Here is a 19,390-nt window from a genome sequence, read left to right as displayed (position 1 = left end):
TATTCCGCCCCTCTGATGTTTTTTTATGATACAAAAGTCCCCCTCTAATTTCTGACGGAAAAAAGAGAGGGACTGCTGATAAAGCTTTGATTATTTATGCTTCTTCAAAATATCGAAAATGATTTCTGCATTATCCGTATTATCGATCAGGCCGGAGAAGCGGTGGCTTGCCGGACCGTAAGCATAGACTGGCACGTCTTCTCCCGTATGTCCGCCTGTTGTCCATCCCGTAAACGAACGGTTATCGATAATCGTTTCAATGGCATTGTCGATCTTCGTTACATCGGCGTCTTTAGCTGCATCTTTTACCGATTGAATTTCTTCAGCCGTCAGCTCAAGCTTGAGGTAGCTTTTAAGCGTTTCCTCTACGGAAGCACCTTCAGCAATCTGGGCTGCCATGAAATCTGGAGTGCGTACCGCAGCTTTGATCGGGTCCACGAAGAAGTTATATTCACCGTCTTTGCCGAGCGTGAGTCCGCCTGTTGAATGGTCGGCAGTGGCAACGACAAGGGTTTCGCCGTCTTCTTTGGCAAAATCGATCGCTGCCTGGAATGCTGCAGCAAAATCCTCCATTTCGCTCATGGCGCCAACAATGTCATTATCATGGCCTGCCCAGTCAATCTGGCTGCCTTCAACCATGAGGAAAAATCCATTTTCGTTTGTGCTCAAACGATCAATCGCCGTATTTGTCATCTCGGCCAACGAAGGCGTTTCGCTAGTACGATCGATATATTTGTCCAGCCCTCCGTCCGCAAAAAGGCCCAGAACTTGTTTATTGGTATCTGCGAGCAGGGCGCTGCGGTCTGTCACATAGCTAAAGCCGGCTTCCCGGAACTCTTTCGTCAGGTCGCGATCCTTACGTACAAAATTTGATTTTCCCCCACCTAACAGGACATCCACTTTGTGTTTTCCATTGATCAATTCATCATAGTAATCATCTGCGATCGCATCCATGTTCTTGCGGCTGATGTCATGGGCACCGAATGCAGCCGGTGTAGCATGGGTAATCTCCGAGGTAGCAACAAGCCCGGTGGATTTTCCGTCTTCTTTGGCCTGCTCCAATACCGTTTTAACTTCAGTCTTGTCATGATCGACCGCAATGGCGGCATTATAGGTCTTCACGCCAGCAGACATCGCGGTTGCCGCGGAAGCGGAGTCCGTCACGTTCTGAGTGTCATCATCCGGATACGTCATTTGAGCTCCCACAAGGTAGGGATCAAATACGGTTTTCTCCATGACCTTTGTAGAAGGATCATCTTTCATATAACGGTAAGCGGAAGTATAAGCAGTTCCCATGCCGTCACCAATGAGGAAGATGATATTTTTGACCTTTTTCTTCTCTACACTAATCGCTTGTACTGCATTGGCTTGTCCGGCAGACAAGACTGTAGAAGCAGCGACGGCCATGCTAAGTGCTACTGCAGGGAGTGCTTTTTTTGATAATTTCACGATAAATCCTCCTTTTATATTAAACATGAATGCATGAATCTTTATTCATTTGTCTGACAATATGAAGATTAGCATTCGATTGTAAAAAAAATTCAAGCCATATGTACACGAGGAGTAAAAGATTAACAAAACATTAACTATTCCAGGTTCTCTATTTTATCGAATCAACTCATTGAATGAAGGGAAGAGGAGGCAAAGACCCGTATTTTACATGTTTTTACTTGCTGTAATCTTGATTCTTTCCGGGTGTAGTACGCCGATTGCTGGAACAGGGGGGATATCTGATGAGCGGATCAAGGTTTAATGGGGATCACAGGATGGGTCCCGTATTGAGGCCATGCTCGATGAGTCGATGGATTCGTGATGGGTTATGGGTCATATTTGAGATATGGAGCCCGGAGAGTAATGGTTCCAGCGAGTTCATACGCACAAACCAAGCTTGAGAGCTCTACGCCAAAGCTGGCGAAGTGGTCACAGCAAATCTGGATGAAATTACATTGCAATTCAACACTAACATTGAGGTGTTAAGTTCGTTTAAGTAGCTATGAACGTAATTCGCCAGTCATAAAGAATCAGGATCTTTCCCAAACGGGAAAAATCCTGATTCTTTTCTTTTTCTGTATGTTATTCCCAATACCATTTTTGAAATGTACATTAGTGCACTTTATAAAAAGCATTTTATCTCGTAGCTGCCCAAAGTGAAGAGTCTGTACCCTTCGCAGGTGAGCAGCCCCGTGAGTCGGCACGGATCTGCGTTGATTAGAATTTCGGGAATACATATTTAACCAGAAAGTAGAGAAGTCCAAAAAAGATAATGATATATGCGGCATATTTAATAAACGTGGAAGCGACCAAACTTGAATCAGACTTGTGCTGAACATCCTTATGCTCTACTTCTACTGTACGATGCGGCTCGTTCATTTGAATCATCTCCTTCAGGTGATTGTGTGCTTAGAGAACCATTACACACGATAAGAAGGATTGAATCGCTGTCGACTTCACCCAAGCGTTATTACAAGAACGGCATACACTTATAGAATCAAGCTATGATTTACTAGGAGGAGATATTATGCGAAAGAACAATATTCACGGTTGTCCGGCCCCGCAGAATATTACATTGATTCAGCGCCTGCAGTTGCTTGCAGGACGGACGGTTACGGTGTTCCAACCCGGATTCCCGAAATTAACAAAAACGACAGGCAAGCTCTCCAATGTGACTAAATCCTCTTTTACCGTTGGATCTACGGTAGTCGCAATCCAAACCTCCTTCTATATCGTAACCAACGAAAGGGTTAGACGGACGCAGCCTTTTGAATTGACTGCTACAGCGGAAGATATCGGTGAACTGAGTGGAATATTAATTCGCGTCGGACGGGGCTTTGTCGAGTTTGTTCAGACGCCAGGCCGAAGAGTGCCTACTATTTTCCCATTGAATTTATTTACTGAAGTGTTTTGCGAAAACGAGGAAGAATAAGAACACCTTATGAGAACATGGAAGAAAGGTATTCCTAAAACTAGAATGCAGCCAACGGATGCAATAAAGTACCCACTTGAAAGTCAGACCAAGGCCACGAGCTCGGTATTATACCGGGCTCATGCTTTGCTAAGCTAGACTTTAACTTAAAAAGTCAATTCCTGTACGTAAGGAACTGACTTTTTAAGTGATTTTTAAATAACACTCTCTACGTTTTCTTTACCTTCATTGGTTAATAATGTGGTGTGTTTATGAAACAGCTCTTCAGCTGAGCTGCTAAGTATGTTAAAGTCGACTTTCCTCCATTTTTCAGGATCAGGCACATAATCCTGATTATATATTTTCTTGGACAAATTGGAACAAATTACATAGCTTGAATATGGATGAGGATTCTCTCTGTTATGATCAGCATCGGATAAAAACTTTTTCATTAACACTTTATTATTTAAAGGATGGTAAATTAATTCTACCAATTTGGCTCGATATTCCAGATCGACAGGAAGAAGACATGGGAAGTCTTCATAATCCGCTAAATGCTGCGCTTCATGAGCAAGGTATGAATATAAAAAATCGGGCTTATTTATTACTTTTTCATACCTGTCTTTTACACAATATAAGGCATTTTCAGATGCCCATCCTCCTGCAGCTCTCCCTCCAAAGGTAGCGAAATGTAACCAGCTCTGCATAATAAAATCGGACATAAAATATACATCAACCTTTTTGGATTTCTCTGGAAGGGTGACTTCATACTCGACCTTCTCTTGTTTTCTCCATATATATGGCCCCCTAAAGGGCGGGGTAATTCCTCCTTGGAAGTAAAAACCTCTCGAGTTAAACGCTTTAGATAATTTTTCTTCAATAGAATTTAGGTCATCTGTAGTTTCGTATCCGCCTGGTAACAACTCTATTAGGGATTCCGCTAAGATCTGTTCTGCTTCCTCTTTGCGTTTTCTATTGGTTAAGACGGATCTAAAGTATTCGTAATATGCTCTAATAACACTTCTAATCCATGCATCTTTTGTTTTATATCGAAATACTGGTTTTTCAGCAAAAAAACGGTTGGCGTATTTATTTTTAAGCTTTTCCAAACCTGTATTATGATCAAGGCTTAGGAGATATTCATAAGCTTTATTGATATCTCCTTTTAAACAATAAGAATATAGTTTTTGTTTCATTGTTAATATAACTCCTTAATCTGATATTTTTTGTAAGTTCGGAACACGCTGCTTAAAAGTTAATATTATGCTCCAACCACACTCTTTTTACTGAACATTATGATCGGCTATGCACTCTTTTTTTGTTTTATAAGTTGCACAACAATATTTTAACTCATGCTAGTGAGGGGAAAAAAACGTGGAATTAAAATCCAAAATAACGATTGCAAAATCGGAGATTGTAAGGTAAGATTCACCTATCAACTCAAAAATCTAAACGTTTAAACAGCTGATGAACGATGGTTCGTATGCTTAGACAGGAGAGACCTATGAGAAAAACCAGCATAAAGGACATCGCTCTTAGGGCAAATGTTTCGATTGCCACCGTCTCCTATGTGCTTAACGGAACTCGGAATGTTCGTCCGGAAACGCGCAGACGGGTCATGGAGGCCATCGAAGCTTTGAATTACAAACCGAACGAGATTGCTAAAAGTCTCAAACGCAACCGAACGAACACCATCGGTGTCATTGCGGAGGATGTGACCGTATTTAATGCGCCGGACATTATCGATGGCATTAACGATTTCGGGGACCGCCACGACCTTCATATTCTGCTCGTCAACCTTAGGCTCGACAAGCGAATTGGCCGTCATTTTCACGATGTCGAAGCGTACCGCAAGTATGCAGCCAATGCCGTATCCGAGCTGCTTGGTAAACAGGTGGACGGCATCATCTATATCGGCGTGCACACTCGTGACTTGACAGGGCTGATCAATGTTGAGGGCAAACCGATCGTATATACTTACGGGTACACACAAGACGACATATCAATCCAGTATAATGATGAGCAGGCTTCCTATGAAGCGATGTCATACCTGGTTCAACAAGGTCACAGTCGCATCGCAATCATTAGCGGTTTGATGGATTCGATTCCTTCCAGGCGGCGATTAAACGGTTATTACAAAGCCGTTACCGAGTTTGAACTGCCGTTTGACCCGACCTTGATTAAGATGGGGGATTGGGAACGGGATTCAGGCTATCGGTTGGCTAATGAGCTGCTGGACATGCCCGATCCGCCGACAGCCATTCTGTCGATGAACGACGTTATGGGCGTCGGGGTGCTTCAGGCTGCAAAGGAGAAGGGAGTCAGCGTTCCTGATGACATTTCGGTAGTTGGTTTTGATGACAGGGAGTTTAGCGATTATCTCAGCCCGCGCCTGACAACGATGAGTTTGCCGCTTCATGAGATGGGATATTTGGCAAGTGAAACGCTCTACCGTCTAATTCAAGGGGAAGACGTTCAAGACCTTGCCATGCCGGAATGCCGCTTGATCGAGCGTGATTCCGTTCGGAGTTTGAAAGCGTAAAGGCTGGATCGGAGCAGAATAGTTTCAATACATAGGGCAAACCGCAGGTGAAAACTCCGCTATTGTACTTGAGAAACCGATCGCGTCATATCATAGACGAATTGGCGTTTCTCTTTATTGAAGATAATTTAAACGTTTAACTTCATTTCTGATCGATGAAAGGGTGATTTGAATGACGACTCTCAGCAATGATAGGTTGAAGATCGAATTGGGAGAGCGTGGAACCGTTCATTCCTTGGTGATGAAAGATGATCCCCATACGATGAATTGGGTAGTCGATCCTCGTTATTTGCGAGAGGTTGGATTTCAAGAGGATGAGGACAAGCTTTTTGGGGAATGGAGCTTGCGGTTGAACGGGAGGGACGTCCAAAGTTCGGCGTTTGTGCCTAAGGTAACGAAACATAATTCGCAATATGCTACCGTGGAGTTCAGAGATTTACCGGTCAAAATCTTGTTATCATATTCGCTCGAAGAGGATCGGCTGCGTTGGGGGATTGATCTGACGAATGAATCGGATGAGAGTATTGAAGTTCAAGGGCTGCATGTTTGGTTTTCTCTCGCCTACATCATGTTTCGAACGCAGGATGTGTATCGCAACATGCATGAATCCTGTGCCGTATTTACGCATCTCGGCGGGAGCTTCGCCAAATTTGCCGCCGTGCGGCGAAGCAACGAAGGACCTCATTTGGGAATTTACACACTCAGAGGAACGACGTCAGTCATGGGTTCTCATTGCCGATATTGCAATCGCTTTCTCGAACAGGTTTCGCCATCTTTGGACGGGTTGTTGTACCACAGGCTCTCTTTGGTGGAGGATGGCACTTCATTGAAGGAATCGGCAGCTGCCGATTGGATATATGGAGACGCTTACAATCCTTTGGTGTTAACGCCTGGACAAACGGAAAGCTGGGAGTACGCGTTTGTGTCATTCCAAAACGAGGCGGATTTCTATCGTCAAGGCGAAACCCTTGGACATCCGCGATGGAGCTATACACCCGTAGTGCCTGAAGGAGGTCAATTCAAGGCCTCGTTCAGTCTGCCAGCAGGGCTGGAAATAGGCACGTTAAAGCTATATAGTGCGCTTCGAACCACGAGTGACATCGTGGAGCAGGAAATCACGACACGCGTGATCCCTTCGGAAAAGCCAACGTCTACAGACCAGGCTTTCGGCCGTAACAACAATCACGGCATTGAACGGGAGTTCATAGTCATCCTGCCTGCTGACGAGCCGGGGGAACGCAAGCTGGAATTGGTGCTCCGGGACGGACGACGTGATGTGCTGGTTTGGAATGTGCTTGAACCGGTCCATGCATTGCTCGAAAAGCGGGCAGAATGGCTGGCGGCCAACAGCTATGAAGGAGCGGAGACCGCCCTTCGACCCCACGCGTTCCGTCCGTTGTCCAACCAGGGGGAATCGCTGGGCAAATTGGCATTTTTGCTGATGAAAAATAGGATGACTACGCCTGTTCCCGAGCAGGTGGCGAAGGCGGAAGCGGCGGCGGTGCTGGATATGAAGGTACACTGGTTCATGGACGGCGATTTGTCCCGGCCGCGACCATTGTACGGCAGCTTTTACCGCATGTATGATTTCGATTATATTGCGCACGTCTTTTATCTGTTATCGCGGATGGAAGCAGGGCTGCTCCATCTGCATTCTCCTTCCGAATATTTGCAATGGGCCGCCGAAGTGATGTGCATGCGGCTTGATCCGGATTGCCATCCCGGTCAGCGGGAGAAGGACGAGTCGCGTCTAAATGGTGTATTCATTCTTTACATACGAGAACTGCTGCAGGAGTTGGAAGACAAGGGATATGGTGAATTGCACGAACGGCTGCGACAGCTGTGGGATCGCTTCGGTCGGGACATGGAAATCGGCGTTCGGCACTATGGCGGGGCGGTCACGGAGCACTTTTACGATAATGCCGGATTTGGCCCGACGTGCATGGCGTTATGTTTCCTTGGGCTAACCGACGAAGCTGCACAATATGGCCAGCTTATTCTGGCCAATATCGGGTTCAGCAACGACTATCGGCTGCAGAATCCGGACCGCTGGTGGGAAGCGTTGTCCCCGATGATTCATTCCTTGTGGGGCGGACTTGCGGCGTCATCGGCATTGGCTGCCTATGAACATCTGGGCGATCCTGAATATCTGGAAGCCGCTTACCGCTCAACCATGGCGATCTTTCATTGTTATGACTGGAATGTAAGATCCACGCCGCGACGGCTGAAGCCGGGTGAAGCCGCATCGACGTATAGTGTGGCTGCACCCAATTTGAACATGCCGGAGCTGTCGCGCAATCGATTCGGACAATCGGTGTTTGTGGGAGCAGACGATCCGCTGTTTGCCGCTTTGTTCTCCGACGTTTCGGGGGATGACTGGGATATGGGCGAAGAGTTAGCGGCTTATTTGCTCGGGTTTGGAACTACGACGTATCTCTATCGGGATGGAAACGGCACATTAAGGTGCGTCAACGGATTCTTGACTGAAGAGCATGACGGGTGGACCGTGACAAGTTATGCGGCATATCCGTCCAGATACGTGTTCCGTGAAGAACGCTTGGAGTTTCGGGCTCCACAGGGAACGTTGCTGCAGAGCATTCGCCTGGAACAAGGAAAGTTCTGCGCCTGCTTATGACCGGTCCTCCAGCATGGCTTCGTCCTTTCGGTCTATATAGGTTGAACCAATGATTTTTACACAGAGACACTACGCGGTCAGAACCATCTTCCGATCGCTGTTATCCCCAGATTTCTTTGATCTCCTTTTTCAAGGGAGAAAATCCGGTGATCAGCCTATGCTTCCGAAGCAGCTTTCTTTCAGAAAGCTTTTAGACCGCTTCGCTTCTCCAGATTCTTTCTGCCCTCTTCGTTATCGTGTAAATTTCCGGTTCAATCTATATAACAGGGAAAGTACAGGTCCGCCAACGTTTAGCCATGTAATAATCACTCGGATATTAATTGACCATTGTTTTTAAGTTAAACGATTAAATTCGTTTGGCTTGAAATAAATAGCTTTGAAAAAGGGAGGAAACAATCATGAGGTTTGGTAAGCGCAAGTTGGTTCTGTCTCTCGCATTAACCTTGGCCTTCTCCACGCTGGCAGGCTGTTCCGGCAATTCGGACACGTCCGGCAGTGCCAATAATGCGACATCAGGCAGCGGTGACACGTCCGCCACTGGCATTACCCTAGAGCTGCTGTATTGGGGGGATGATGTACAGAAGCAACTGGTGGAATCTGCTGCAGAGAAATACACGGCGGACACCGGGGTGAAGATCAATGCGCAGGTATTGCCCGCGGACGGCACATTCGACACCTTCATCCAAACGAGAATGCAATCCGGCGAACTGCCGGACATCAGTTACATGGGGGAAGCGGACATTCAAAAGTATAATGAGATGGGCATATTGGAGGACATTTCCGACCTGCTTGCAGACGGAAGCATTCCGGAGAAACTTCCCGCAATCACCATCCATTCTCCGGAACAGAAAGTAATCGGCGTCGGATTGTCCAACCAGATGGAGCTGCTGTTCTACAGCAAATCGAAGTTTGATGAAGCCGGCGTCCCTTATCCGCCTACCAAGGTTGAAGACGCATGGGATTGGGATACGTTTGTCGCCAATGCCAAGAAGCTGACCAAGGATTCAAGTGGTAAGACGGCCGCCGATGCCGGTTTCGACGCGGCCATGACCGAAAACTACGGGCTTGGTTTTACCGCAGGGCGTGAATTTCACCATTTCTGGGCAGCGAACGCGAATGGAGGGGGCATCGTATCGCCGGATGGGAAAGAGTTCCAGTGGGATTCACCCAAAACGGCGGAAGGCATTCAGAAGCTGGCTGATCTCGTGAACAAGGACAAGGTTGCTTCTGCTTTCAGCTATACCTGGAGTTCCGGAATCGGCTCGGCCGTGGATGCGTTAAGCGGAGGATATGCCATGGCCGTCAGCGGATCATGGGATTTGGCAAACATCAAGGGCAATGAAGATATCGGCGTAGGCGTGCTTCCGAAAATGGAGAAAGCGGTAACGATGAATGCCGGTGCCCCGCTGGTTGTGTACAATACCTCCAAACATATCGAAGAAGCCAAAAAATTCTATGCTTATATGGTCAACCCGGAAAATAGCCTGGACTTGCTGAAAAGCGGCGCATGGCTGCCGAATCAGGCGGACTGGTACACGGACCCTGCTCTGATCGACAAATGGACGGCTGATCTGCCGGCAAGCGCAAAGGAAACGATTCTCAGCTACGCCACGACCAAGGATGCCATCGTGCAATGGCCCGCGTACTACGTTCCGGCTTACCTGAAAATGAACACGGAATACGAAAAATCGATCGACCAGGCGTTATCCGGCCAGAAAAGCGTTCAGGAGATTTACGATGCGATTATGCCGGCCATTAAGTCGCTGTGGGAAAGCGGCAAGGTATCTTAACGCCGGGAATGTCTGAAGTTTGAATTTGAAAAGAGAGGCTATGCTTATGAATCCAGAACGCAAAATCGGTTCGGAATCCATCCCTGCCAGAAGATTTGCCAAAGGTGCCACCAAAGAGGCCTTTGCCGGATATCTCTTCGCCGCTCCTGCCATTATCGGATTTTTGGTGCTGACGATGTACCCGATGCTCGCCAGTTTATATTACAGTTTTCACAAAATTACGATGATGGGCGGCAGCCAAGTCATGGAATGGATCGGGCTGGACAACTTCAGGTATATTTTCAGCAACCCCAGCTCCGAATTCAAAAAGTCGATTACGGTTACGCTCGTTTACGCCTTTGTCAACGTGGCGCTTGTTATCGTGTTTTGCCTGATCGTTGCCCTGCTGCTAAACCGCAAGTTTATCGGGAGAAATTTGCTGCGGGCCATCTTCTTCCTGCCATCGGTCGTGCCGATGCTGGCGACAACGATCGTATGGCAGATGCTGCTGCAAAATCAGGCCAAAGGCGGACTGGTTAACTGGATTTTACTGCAGTTGGGTATCGCGCCTTTGGATTTTCTCAACGATCCGCTGCGGATTTTCTACACTTTGTTTATCATGAGCCTGTGGACATGCGGCGGGACGATCGTTGTATTTATTGCCACGCTGCAGGACGTACCCGGAGAACTGCTGGAGGCCGTAGAGATGGACGGAGGCAACGCCTGGCACAAGTTTCTTAAGGTGACTTACCCTACGATTAAACCGGTCCTCTTCTTTCAACTCATCATGTGTATGATGACGTCGATCCAAATTTACACCCAGAGCGTGGTGCTGTCGAGAAACGGTGCGCCCGATCGGATGACGTACTTTATCAACGTCATGATCTACGACCACTCCTTTGTGCAAGTGGGCATGCGCGGATTGGCATCAGCCGAAGCGTGGATCGTATTCCTGATCACCTTGGTCATTACAGGCGTGTTGTTTTACTTTCAAGGCGCGCTGAAACGTGATGATGCCATGGGCAAACGAAAGTGGGTGAGATAATGGCGACGGTACCTGCAGCGATGAAATACACAAGCATCAAGCAGGCGAAAAACCGAAGAAAAGTGTTTCATATCGGGTTGATTTTGCTGTCCTGCCTGCTTGCGTTGATTTTTGCTTTTCCGTTGTACTGGCTGTTACGCGGCGCAATGGTCAGCCATTCGGAAATTTTGGCCAGGCCGCCCGTATTTTTTCCGAAGGAGCTCGGATTGGATAACTTCAGGCTGGGGCTTGAACGGATTCAGTTCTGGCGGCAGCTGTGGAATTCGGTTTCCATCGTCGTTCCTTATGTCATTGGCACCGTTATTACCACCAGCTTTGCCGCTTACGCGTTTGCCAAACTGCGTTTCCCGATGCGCGGCACCTGGTTTGTACTCGTCATCAGCAGCATGATGCTGCCTAGCGCGGTTACATTGCTGCCGCAGTTTTCGTTATATACGTCGCTTGGGCTTGCGGGCAAACCAGCGCTGATTATTCCGGCTTTTTTTTGCGCAGGCGGCAATGCATATTTCGTTTTCCTGCTAAGACAATTTTTTATGACGATTCCTGCTGAGCTGAGCGAGGCGGCCAAAATCGACGGCGCGGGTTATTTCCGCATCTACTACCGGATCATGCTGCCTCTCATTCGCCCTGCAATGATCGTGGTTGCGCTGTTCAGTTTCATCAACTGCTGGAACGAATTTTTCTATACGATGATTTATCTGAAAACAGAGGCCGATTATACCTTGCCTATGGGCTTGTACATGGTGAACGGAATGCGTATTCCGAACTATGAGCAGGTCATGGCGCTTGCACTGATCGTAACGCTTCCCTGCCTGGTGTTTTTCCTGATCGGCAACAAATATTTCGTAGAAGGCATTACGTTGACGGGAATTAAAGGTTAATAAGGAGGAGACGAAGCAATGGCGACAAAGAAGAGGAAATGGGCAACGAAAATGTGGGTGGCCGCCTTGGCCACCGTCGTAACCTTGAATACGGGCATCGTGCCTGCGTCGGCAAATTATACGACAGACTTCGTCCATGAAGGCGTAGGCACTGACTACGGCGAAGCAGCGTGGAAGAATAATCGGATCGTGGGTGAGCCCGTAGATTTCAGCCAAGCCACCGTCGGCCAGATGATGAAGGCGATCGAAAATTTTGATTTTGACCAATTCGCCGCCGATCATGCCGACCTGCCTTGGCTCGACCAATTGCTGGTAAACGAGGGTGTCATCCCGGACGACAACAACGATGATGGCAGTGCCAACACGCTGTTCAGCCGCGGGAGCGCGCTGTATATGAAAACGCAGGACAACCGGCAGCTCGGTTTTGTCGGACAGGTACATTATGCGGATACCCTCAACAAGGACACGATGTATAACATTACCCTGTCTACAGGAGCCGTCGTGGAAAACAAGGCTGCGCGCAAAAATTATCCGAGCCACGCGGACCAGACCTACACAAGCGGCGGACTGGACATCAACCAGCGTAAATTCATTACCTCTTCAAACAGCGCCGTTACTTTGCTGAAGTTAACCAACAACGGTAATGCGCCAATTACGTTAACGATGACCGTTAAATCCCCATTCGTAACCGACACCGAGGGAGACGAATTGATCGGCAAACGGGTGGCTGCTCCAATCATGGTTGGACGTGCCGGAGAAAAATACGTGGAAGCGATGTCCCATGTCGACGTGCATTTGAGCGGGGACGGCATGATGCCTGTCGGTAATGATTTGGTCAAAGAAATTACGGTTCCTGCAGGCGGTTCGGTGGACGAGAAGGTGGTCATGGGGTGGTTGGCGGACGAAATCCCGGCCTCGAAAACGCAGTATGCTGCTTTTAAAGCAAGTAATAATGAAAAGGCTTTCAGCGACCAGGTAAAGGAGTACAACGAATGGTGGGCGCAAAATATCCCCTATATCGATATTCCGGACGAAAACGTGAAAAAGGTACTGTATTACCGTTGGTGGTCCAATCGCTTTAATTTGCTGGAAGCCAACATTCCCGGCAACGACTGGCAATTTCCGATGAACATGGAAGGCGTGCTCGGTTATAACAACGGAATTACGGTCAGCGTGCCTTGGGTACTGCAGGATTTGAAGTGGCTGCGCGATCCGTCTTATGCGTACGGGACATGGTTAGCCCAGGGTGAGTATTCCGAAAACGCCAACTACAAAAACAATCCGGGACGCCCGAATATCTGGACATGGGATATGATGCAGAACACGTCGCAAGTGGGCTGGGAAGCCTATAAAATTTATGGCGGCGGAGAAAAGGTGCTGAAAAAATTCGCCGATTTCTCGGCAAACGACGTGACGGGCACGCTGAATCATTTCCGGGGAACCCATCCCGACTTGGTTTATTACAATCACGGACCGATTACCGGCAATGACGGGGACACAGTATCCATGCACTGGAAAGGAAACGGAAACTATGCCCGGTTGGACGGTTCTTCTACAGCATATGCGAATGCGGTAGCCACGCAGCAAATGTACGAACAGCTCGGGGATGACGCGAACGCCAAACGTATGGAAGAGGTTGCGCAGCGGATTCGAAATGCGATCCTGAACAATATGTGGTTTGACCAGGCGGACTTTGACGGCGACGGCAAGGCCGATACGAACGGGGAAGGCAGTTTTTTGCACAAAAAAGTCATCAATCAACAAGACGTATTCAATCCATGGCGTGACAACAACATGTTTGTGTTTAACTTCGGCGTGGTGCCGAAAGAAGGCGAGCAAGGGTATGAATCCAAATACTTGACCCAGTTGTCCGACTATGGAGATCCGAACTATTATCCGATTTTCCCGTTCTTCACGGCAGATCAGCACAGTATCATGAAACGCGTGGAGGCCTTCCGGAAAGGAGAGACAAGCGCATTTGGCACCGACCAGTTCGCTTGGTGCAACTTCGGGAACTACATTAACACCATTCGCGCTTCCTTACGCCATTACCCGGTGGAAAACATCAACAGCGACACGTACAAAACGTTGTTTGACTGGGGGGCTTGGCTGCACACGGTTGAACCGGGCAATACCGATCACCTGGATTCCAACGAGTTTTTCTGGTTGGAGGATTATTTCTTCGGCACGCCTTGGACGCCGGAAAATCCGCCGAATCCAAGCGGCAAGATGGTGCGGGCGTGGATTCACCATGATACGCTGGGCATGATGAATTATTCCGTCATGGAGGATATGGCAGGCCTGCAGCCACGAGCAGACGATAAAATCGAGCTGTGGCCGCTCGGCATCAAGTATGACCATTTCGCCGTGGACAATGTACGTTATCATGATGCCAATCTGTCCATTGTGTGGCAGGACCCGGCCAAGTATAGCGACAGCGATCCATACTACAAGGACATCCCTGCCGGATACTCGCTGTTCATTAATGGCGAACGTGTCATGACCACGGATGAAATGTCGCATATCATTTTTGATACGGCGACGGGCAAGGTGGAAAAACCCGATGGTGACGTGCCAGGAGCTGTCGGAGACAACACAAACACCAACGTCATTTATGAAAAGGGCAGCGCTGTTCAACTGGCTTCGGCAGATGACACTTCAATTGGAGATAATGAAAAAGCAGTGGACATGTTTAATAAAGCCGGCGTTGACGTGGTGCACAACGGTGTAAACCTGGCGACAGCGCCCGGAACAACGGTGGAATCCAGCTATATTCATAGTAATTCGAATGTGAACCGACTGGCAGACGGGTCCACGATTGCCTCGATGAACCATACGTCGAATACGGCGTTGTTCGGCGGATCGCCGAATCCGTCCGATTCGGTCACGTTCCAATTCGATGGAACCCAAACGGTGGATAACGTCAAAGTGTACTTCTATAATGATCGGCGGCCCAACGGGTATGCTGCCCCGCAAACGTTCGGTGTGGAATACCTGGATGCGGACGGCACCACATGGAAGCCTGTAGAGGGGCAATTCCGTTATCCGGACTATGTGGCCGCAAATTACAACAATGTTGAATTCAATGCGGTGAACACGGCCGCCATCCGAGTCCATTTTACGCATGCCTCGGGCTACTCGACAGGCATAAAGGAAATTCAGATCTACAACAATCAACTGAACGTAACCCCTTCGGAAAATCTGTCGCCCAAGGTACAGCTGGACATGCCGGTGACCGTGGAGCAAGGAGCCCCGTTGAAGCTGGCGCCCATCATTACAGATGACGGTCTGCCGAGCGGGCGGTTGACGTATGCATGGAATCTGGTTTCGGGCGACGCCGATGCAGTGCAGGCCGAGGCGCTGGACCAGGCAACGCTGAATGCCACATTCGGCGCGGTGGGCGAATATCGCTACGAATTGAGCGTCAGCGACGGAGACAACGTCACGAAGGTCGAAGTGCCTATCACGGTATACGTAGCGACGGCTGAGTTGTCCGGGACTATTGCCAAGTTTGCGGACCGGGTATCGCCTCAGGGCAAGCTTGTCCGCAATGCCGACGATTTCACGCCAGACTCTTGGCAGACGCTGCAGGCAGCGCTGGTGGAGGCCAAGGAGCTGCTTGCCAAAGATGACTACACGCTTGAAGAAGTGCAATCCATGACGAATCGATTGCGCCTGGCAGAAGAGAGCCTTCGTTACCGCAATGCGGCTCTGTTGGCTACGCCCAGCGCTTCATATACGTCGGCATGGGAATCTTTGAACGGGGTAAATGACGGATATATCCCTTTGGTCCCAGGAAGCATCGGCAACCAGGAGATCGAAACCCAATACGGAAACTGGGGGTCGCCAAGCCAGAGTCATTGGGTGGAGTATACGTGGAAAAGCCCTGTGACCCTCTCCGGCAGCTCCATGTACTTTTATGATGATGGTGGCGGCGTACAGGTTCCGGCCGATTACGACTTCGAGTATTGGGATCAAGCCTCGGGCGAGTATGTTCCTGTTAGCGGACTCAGCGAGAAGAAGATGGAAAAGGGGAAATTCAACCAAGTCACCTTTAATGAAGTCACGACCGACAAACTGCGTTTAACGATGAAAAATCAAAGCAGTTCGGTGTACACCGGGTTAAAGGAATGGCGGGCCATCTCGGCCAAACCTGAGGGAGAAGAAGCACCTGAAACGGACCACGGCGCGATTACGGCCATTGAGCCGGTTTCGGTCAATACGACCATCAACGTCATGCCTGAACTGCCTTCCCAAGTCACCGTGACCTATGCGGACAAGACGAAAGGGCGGGTCAACGTCGTGTGGGATGAGATCCCGGAAAACAAGCTGTCCATCGCAACCGATTTTGTCGTGCTTGGCAGCGTGGAAGGAAGCGACTTGAGAGCAAGCTGCCGTATTTATGTCAAATACGATAAGTCCCGCCTGAAAGCGGCGATCGATGCTGCTTCCGATCCTTCCGTGAACGAAGAGAACTATGTCGGCACGCCGGAACAATGGGAAACGTTGCAGGCGGCTTTGCGGACGGCCGATGACGTGTACAACAATGACGCTTCGACCGAGGGAGATATCGATTCGGCGTACAAAGCGTTGTTGGAAGCTTTTGAAGCATTGCAGCCCATAGAGGAACACAGTGCAATCATTAGCGGGATCAACATTCCGGGCGGTTCGGTGGACCCGTTGGCCAAGGAAATTGTCGTTCCCGAATCGACGACGCTGGAGGAACTCAAAGCAGGACTGACCGTTCCTGCAAGTGTGACATTTACGGTGTACGAGTCCGATGGGCTTACGACAGCAATCGATTTGAAATCGGGATACAAAGTAACGGTAACAGCTTCTGACCTGATTACGTCCAACACGTATACCGTCATCATGGTCACAGTAAATCCGCCAGTGAATACAGCGGCGCTGGAAGCGAAGCTGAACGAGGCAAAAGCGTTGAAGCAGGAACGGTACACGGCGGCAAGCTGGAAGGACCTGGCGGAAAAAATAGCATCTGCCGAACAATGGCTGACGAGCGGAACCGCTTCACAGGCAGACATCGATGCTGCGCTCGGCGCACTGGCTTCGGCCATGGCGGGGTTAAAGCTGCTGCCGCCGCCAACACCAACGCCCACTCCGACACCGACACCAAGTCCATCGCCATCGGCTCCAATTCCGGCACCCGTTCCAACGCCTGTGCCTACGGATCCGAAAGAATCTACGCCAGGTACGGTGAGCCCAGGCAGAATCGAAGTGAAAGCAGCTGCCGGCAAGGGTGGCAAGGCCAAGGCCCAGCTCACAGACAGCGAGATTAAAGCAGCGTTGGAAAATATGAAGGGCGGGAAGTTAACCATTGTCATCCAAACGGACTCGGATGCAAAACAAGTCGAAGCAGAGATCCCGTGGAAAGCGCTTATTGCTGCAAAGTCCTTAACGAGTATGAGGATCGAAATAGGTTCGACCGTATTGACGGTGCCGCATCGATTCCTGACCACGTATAAGGATATCAATAATCTGGGGCTGATCGTAGAAGTTGTGGAACCTGCCGAGATGCCTGAACCTGCAGGAAAACTCCGTGAAGCGGAAGCAGCTGCCAACATTACGCTGAATGCAGACGGCAAAAGCCTCTCCGCGGAAGAGTTAAATGGTAAAGGACTCAGGTTAGCGATGCCTTATGCTTTGAAGGCAGGGATGAAGGGGCATCAGGTGGTTGCCTTTACGTTGAACGATGCGGGAGCGGCCCAAGCTGTGGTTGGCGGAAAATATGATGAAACGTCAAAAATGTTTGAGTTCAACATGCGACAGAACGGTATGTTTGGCGTCCTTGGCGTGAATGTTGCCTTCAACGATCTGACCAACGTGAGTTGGGCCGTGGAGGCGATTGAAGCACTTGCAGCCAGAGGAGCCATTCAGGGAACGGAAGCAGGCCATTTCAATCCTGCGGCTCAAGTAACCCGGGCAGAGTTCCTGAACATGTTGATGAACACCTTTGATCTGCTGGATGAAACAGCAATTCCCACCTTCAGCGATATTAAAGAAGGGGCCTGGTATAGCGACGCAATCGCTAGTGCGCAAAAGCTCGGGATCGTCAAAGGGAAAGCGGATGGCTCTTTTGGCGTCCATGAACCGATTACGCGCGAAGAGATGGCGGTCATGATTTATCGCCTTGCAAGCAGCTTGGAAGTTGCGTTACCGACCGGAGAAGGAGAAGTTTCTGCGGCGTTTGCTGATCTGGAGCAGCTTTCGGCAGAGTCTTTAGCAGCAGTGGAAGCTGTGCGAAAAGGCGGTTTGATTGCCGGAATGGCGGATGGCCGCTTTGACCCTAACGGTCAGACCACACGCGCACAAGCGGCGACGGTCATTTACCGATTGCTTACAAACGTTGATTAACAGTCAAAACTATAAGCCAGGAAACCGCACGAATCCATCACACAAAGTCTATGTTTTTCCCGGTATAAGCAACGTTTTTGATTTGAATTACAGCATTGAAATGATAAGGAGTATAAAACGCCGGTGCCCTTAAGCAGGTTACCGGCGTTTCAATATTATCGTTTCGGCATTTTACGCTCATCCATGTACAGCAGGTTCCAGCGGTGGCCGTCCAGGTCGGCAAATCCCGCGCCGTACATCCAGCCGTCAATTTCGCTCGGCCTGCCAAAGATGCTTCCCCCGGCAATCTCTACGTTTTGAATAAAGGCATCTACTTCTTCTCTGCTTTCAGCGCCGATGGAAAAAATCACTTCTGCGCTATGTGAAGTATCTGCGGTTTTTGAACCTGTAAATTTCTCAAAGGCTGCATACGGGAACAGCAGGATCGTTGTTTGGCCTATAACAAGCTGGGCTCTCTCGTTACCAACGCTCACCGCATGAAATCCAATTTCATTGAAAAAGGCAGTTGATCGTTCAACATCTTTGACGGGCAGGTTAATCCAGATTTCCTTCGACATGGCTGTGGCCTCCTGGAATATATTCTCAACCACTCCTACTATACTCTACCTCAGCATCAGAAGCGAATCTTCTTCAACTAAAGGGCCAATTCGTGGAGGATTCACCAAAGGTGATAAATGTGATATAACTTTAACAGGAGTGTAGAAACACAGATCGGTTGGTAGTCCGGTCGCACTGGGATAGCCCTGGTGTCAGTGACCTTCCCCCCTCGGGATGTCCATCACTCCAGCATGAATTGAGGGGGAGTAAGTATGAAGCTTACCGTATTGTTTGATGAAAGTTGTAAGTACTGGATTGGTGTGGTTGAGCAGGAAGAGCAGGGACGTCTGAAAGCTTGTCGTCATATTTTCGGGAACGAGCCGAGGGATTCGGAGATATTAGAGTTCGTTGGTAAGAACATGATGGAATTGATGAGCCTTACGAAGGTAGGAACGGATACGAAACGACGTAAAAGCATCCGAGTCAATCCGAAAAGACTGGCTCGCCAGGCTTCTAAGGAGATTGCTCAACGAGGTTTATCCAGCCATGCTCAGGAAGCGATCAAGCTGGACCTTGAATCCAGAAAACTGCAGCGAAAAGTGCAGAATCGCCAACAAATTCTAGAAGAAAATGAAAGAAAATATCAGCTTAGAGTTCAAAAGGCGAAGAAGAAGCACAGGGGCAAGTAGTCAAAACAAAAAAGAATT

11 protein-coding genes are annotated in these 19,390 nt (G+C 49.0%); 8 read left to right on the top strand and 3 right to left on the bottom strand.

Features of this window, described 5'->3' with window-relative positions; translation table 11 throughout:
- Window positions 1–90: 90 nt before the first annotated feature.
- The gene (locus MKY59_RS17430) at window positions 91–1,452 is read right to left on the bottom strand and encodes an alkaline phosphatase (RefSeq protein WP_339278429.1); all 1,362 of its coding nucleotides are present in this window, start codon (window positions 1,450–1,452) and stop codon (window positions 91–93) included.
- 1,066 nt (window positions 1,453–2,518) lie between these two features.
- On the opposite strand from MKY59_RS17430, the gene MKY59_RS17425 reads away from it, so the two are divergent.
- The gene (locus tag MKY59_RS17425) at window positions 2,519–2,923 is read left to right on the top strand and encodes a hypothetical protein (protein WP_339272697.1); all 405 of its coding nucleotides are present in this window, start codon (window positions 2,519–2,521) and stop codon (window positions 2,921–2,923) included.
- Between the two features lie 194 nt (window positions 2,924–3,117).
- Here MKY59_RS17425 and MKY59_RS17420 read toward each other — a convergent pair whose 3' ends face one another.
- Complete coding sequence (locus tag MKY59_RS17420; RefSeq protein ID WP_339272695.1) at window positions 3,118–4,098, bottom strand: hypothetical protein; 981 nt, start codon at window positions 4,096–4,098, stop codon at window positions 3,118–3,120.
- A 308-nt stretch (window positions 4,099–4,406) separates the two neighbouring features.
- Here MKY59_RS17420 and MKY59_RS17415 point away from each other — a divergent pair, with 308 nt between their 5' ends.
- The 6 genes from MKY59_RS17415 to MKY59_RS17390 all read left to right on the top strand — a co-directional run bounded on the left by MKY59_RS17415 (window position 4,407) and on the right by MKY59_RS17390 (window position 18,146).
- Complete coding sequence (locus tag MKY59_RS17415) at window positions 4,407–5,444, top strand: LacI family DNA-binding transcriptional regulator (protein WP_339272693.1); 1,038 nt, start codon at window positions 4,407–4,409, stop codon at window positions 5,442–5,444.
- A gap of 172 nt (window positions 5,445–5,616) precedes the next feature.
- Window positions 5,617–8,079 carry a hypothetical protein gene (locus tag MKY59_RS17410; protein ID WP_339272691.1) on the top strand — a complete coding sequence of 821 codons (2,463 nt, stop codon included), beginning with the start codon at window positions 5,617–5,619 and terminating at the stop codon, window positions 8,077–8,079.
- Between the two features lie 398 nt (window positions 8,080–8,477).
- Window positions 8,478–9,869 carry an extracellular solute-binding protein gene (locus MKY59_RS17405; protein WP_236412409.1) on the top strand — a complete coding sequence of 464 codons (1,392 nt, stop codon included), beginning with the start codon at window positions 8,478–8,480 and terminating at the stop codon, window positions 9,867–9,869.
- A 46-nt stretch (window positions 9,870–9,915) separates the two neighbouring features.
- Window positions 9,916–10,893 (top strand): sugar ABC transporter permease, encoded by a 978-nt coding sequence (locus tag MKY59_RS17400; protein ID WP_236412410.1) that lies wholly within the window; start codon window positions 9,916–9,918, stop codon window positions 10,891–10,893.
- Complete coding sequence (locus tag MKY59_RS17395; RefSeq protein ID WP_339272689.1) at window positions 10,893–11,774, top strand: carbohydrate ABC transporter permease; 882 nt, start codon at window positions 10,893–10,895, stop codon at window positions 11,772–11,774. The genes MKY59_RS17400 and MKY59_RS17395 overlap by 1 nt, the downstream gene beginning before the upstream one ends.
- An 18-nt stretch (window positions 11,775–11,792) precedes the next feature.
- Window positions 11,793–18,146 (top strand): S-layer homology domain-containing protein, encoded by a 6,354-nt coding sequence (locus MKY59_RS17390; RefSeq protein ID WP_339272687.1) that lies wholly within the window; start codon window positions 11,793–11,795, stop codon window positions 18,144–18,146.
- A 155-nt stretch (window positions 18,147–18,301) separates the two neighbouring features.
- On the opposite strand, the gene MKY59_RS17385 is transcribed toward MKY59_RS17390, so the two are convergent.
- Window positions 18,302–18,703: a VOC family protein gene (locus MKY59_RS17385; RefSeq protein WP_339272685.1), complete on the bottom strand. Its 402-nt coding sequence runs from the start codon at window positions 18,701–18,703 to the stop codon at window positions 18,302–18,304.
- Window positions 18,704–18,955: 252 nt separating this feature from the next.
- Between MKY59_RS17385 and MKY59_RS17380 the strand changes: the two genes are divergently transcribed.
- Complete coding sequence (locus MKY59_RS17380; protein ID WP_339272684.1) at window positions 18,956–19,372, top strand: YjdF family protein; 417 nt, start codon at window positions 18,956–18,958, stop codon at window positions 19,370–19,372.
- Window positions 19,373–19,390 lie beyond the last annotated feature (18 nt).

The sequence above is a fragment of the Paenibacillus sp. FSL W8-0426 genome (assembly GCF_037969725.1).
Taxonomy (GTDB): Bacteria; Bacillota; Bacilli; order Paenibacillales; family Paenibacillaceae; genus Paenibacillus; species Paenibacillus hubeiensis.
The sequence above is the reverse complement of the archived record's forward strand: the minus strand, read 5'-3'. Positions and strand labels throughout refer to the sequence as shown.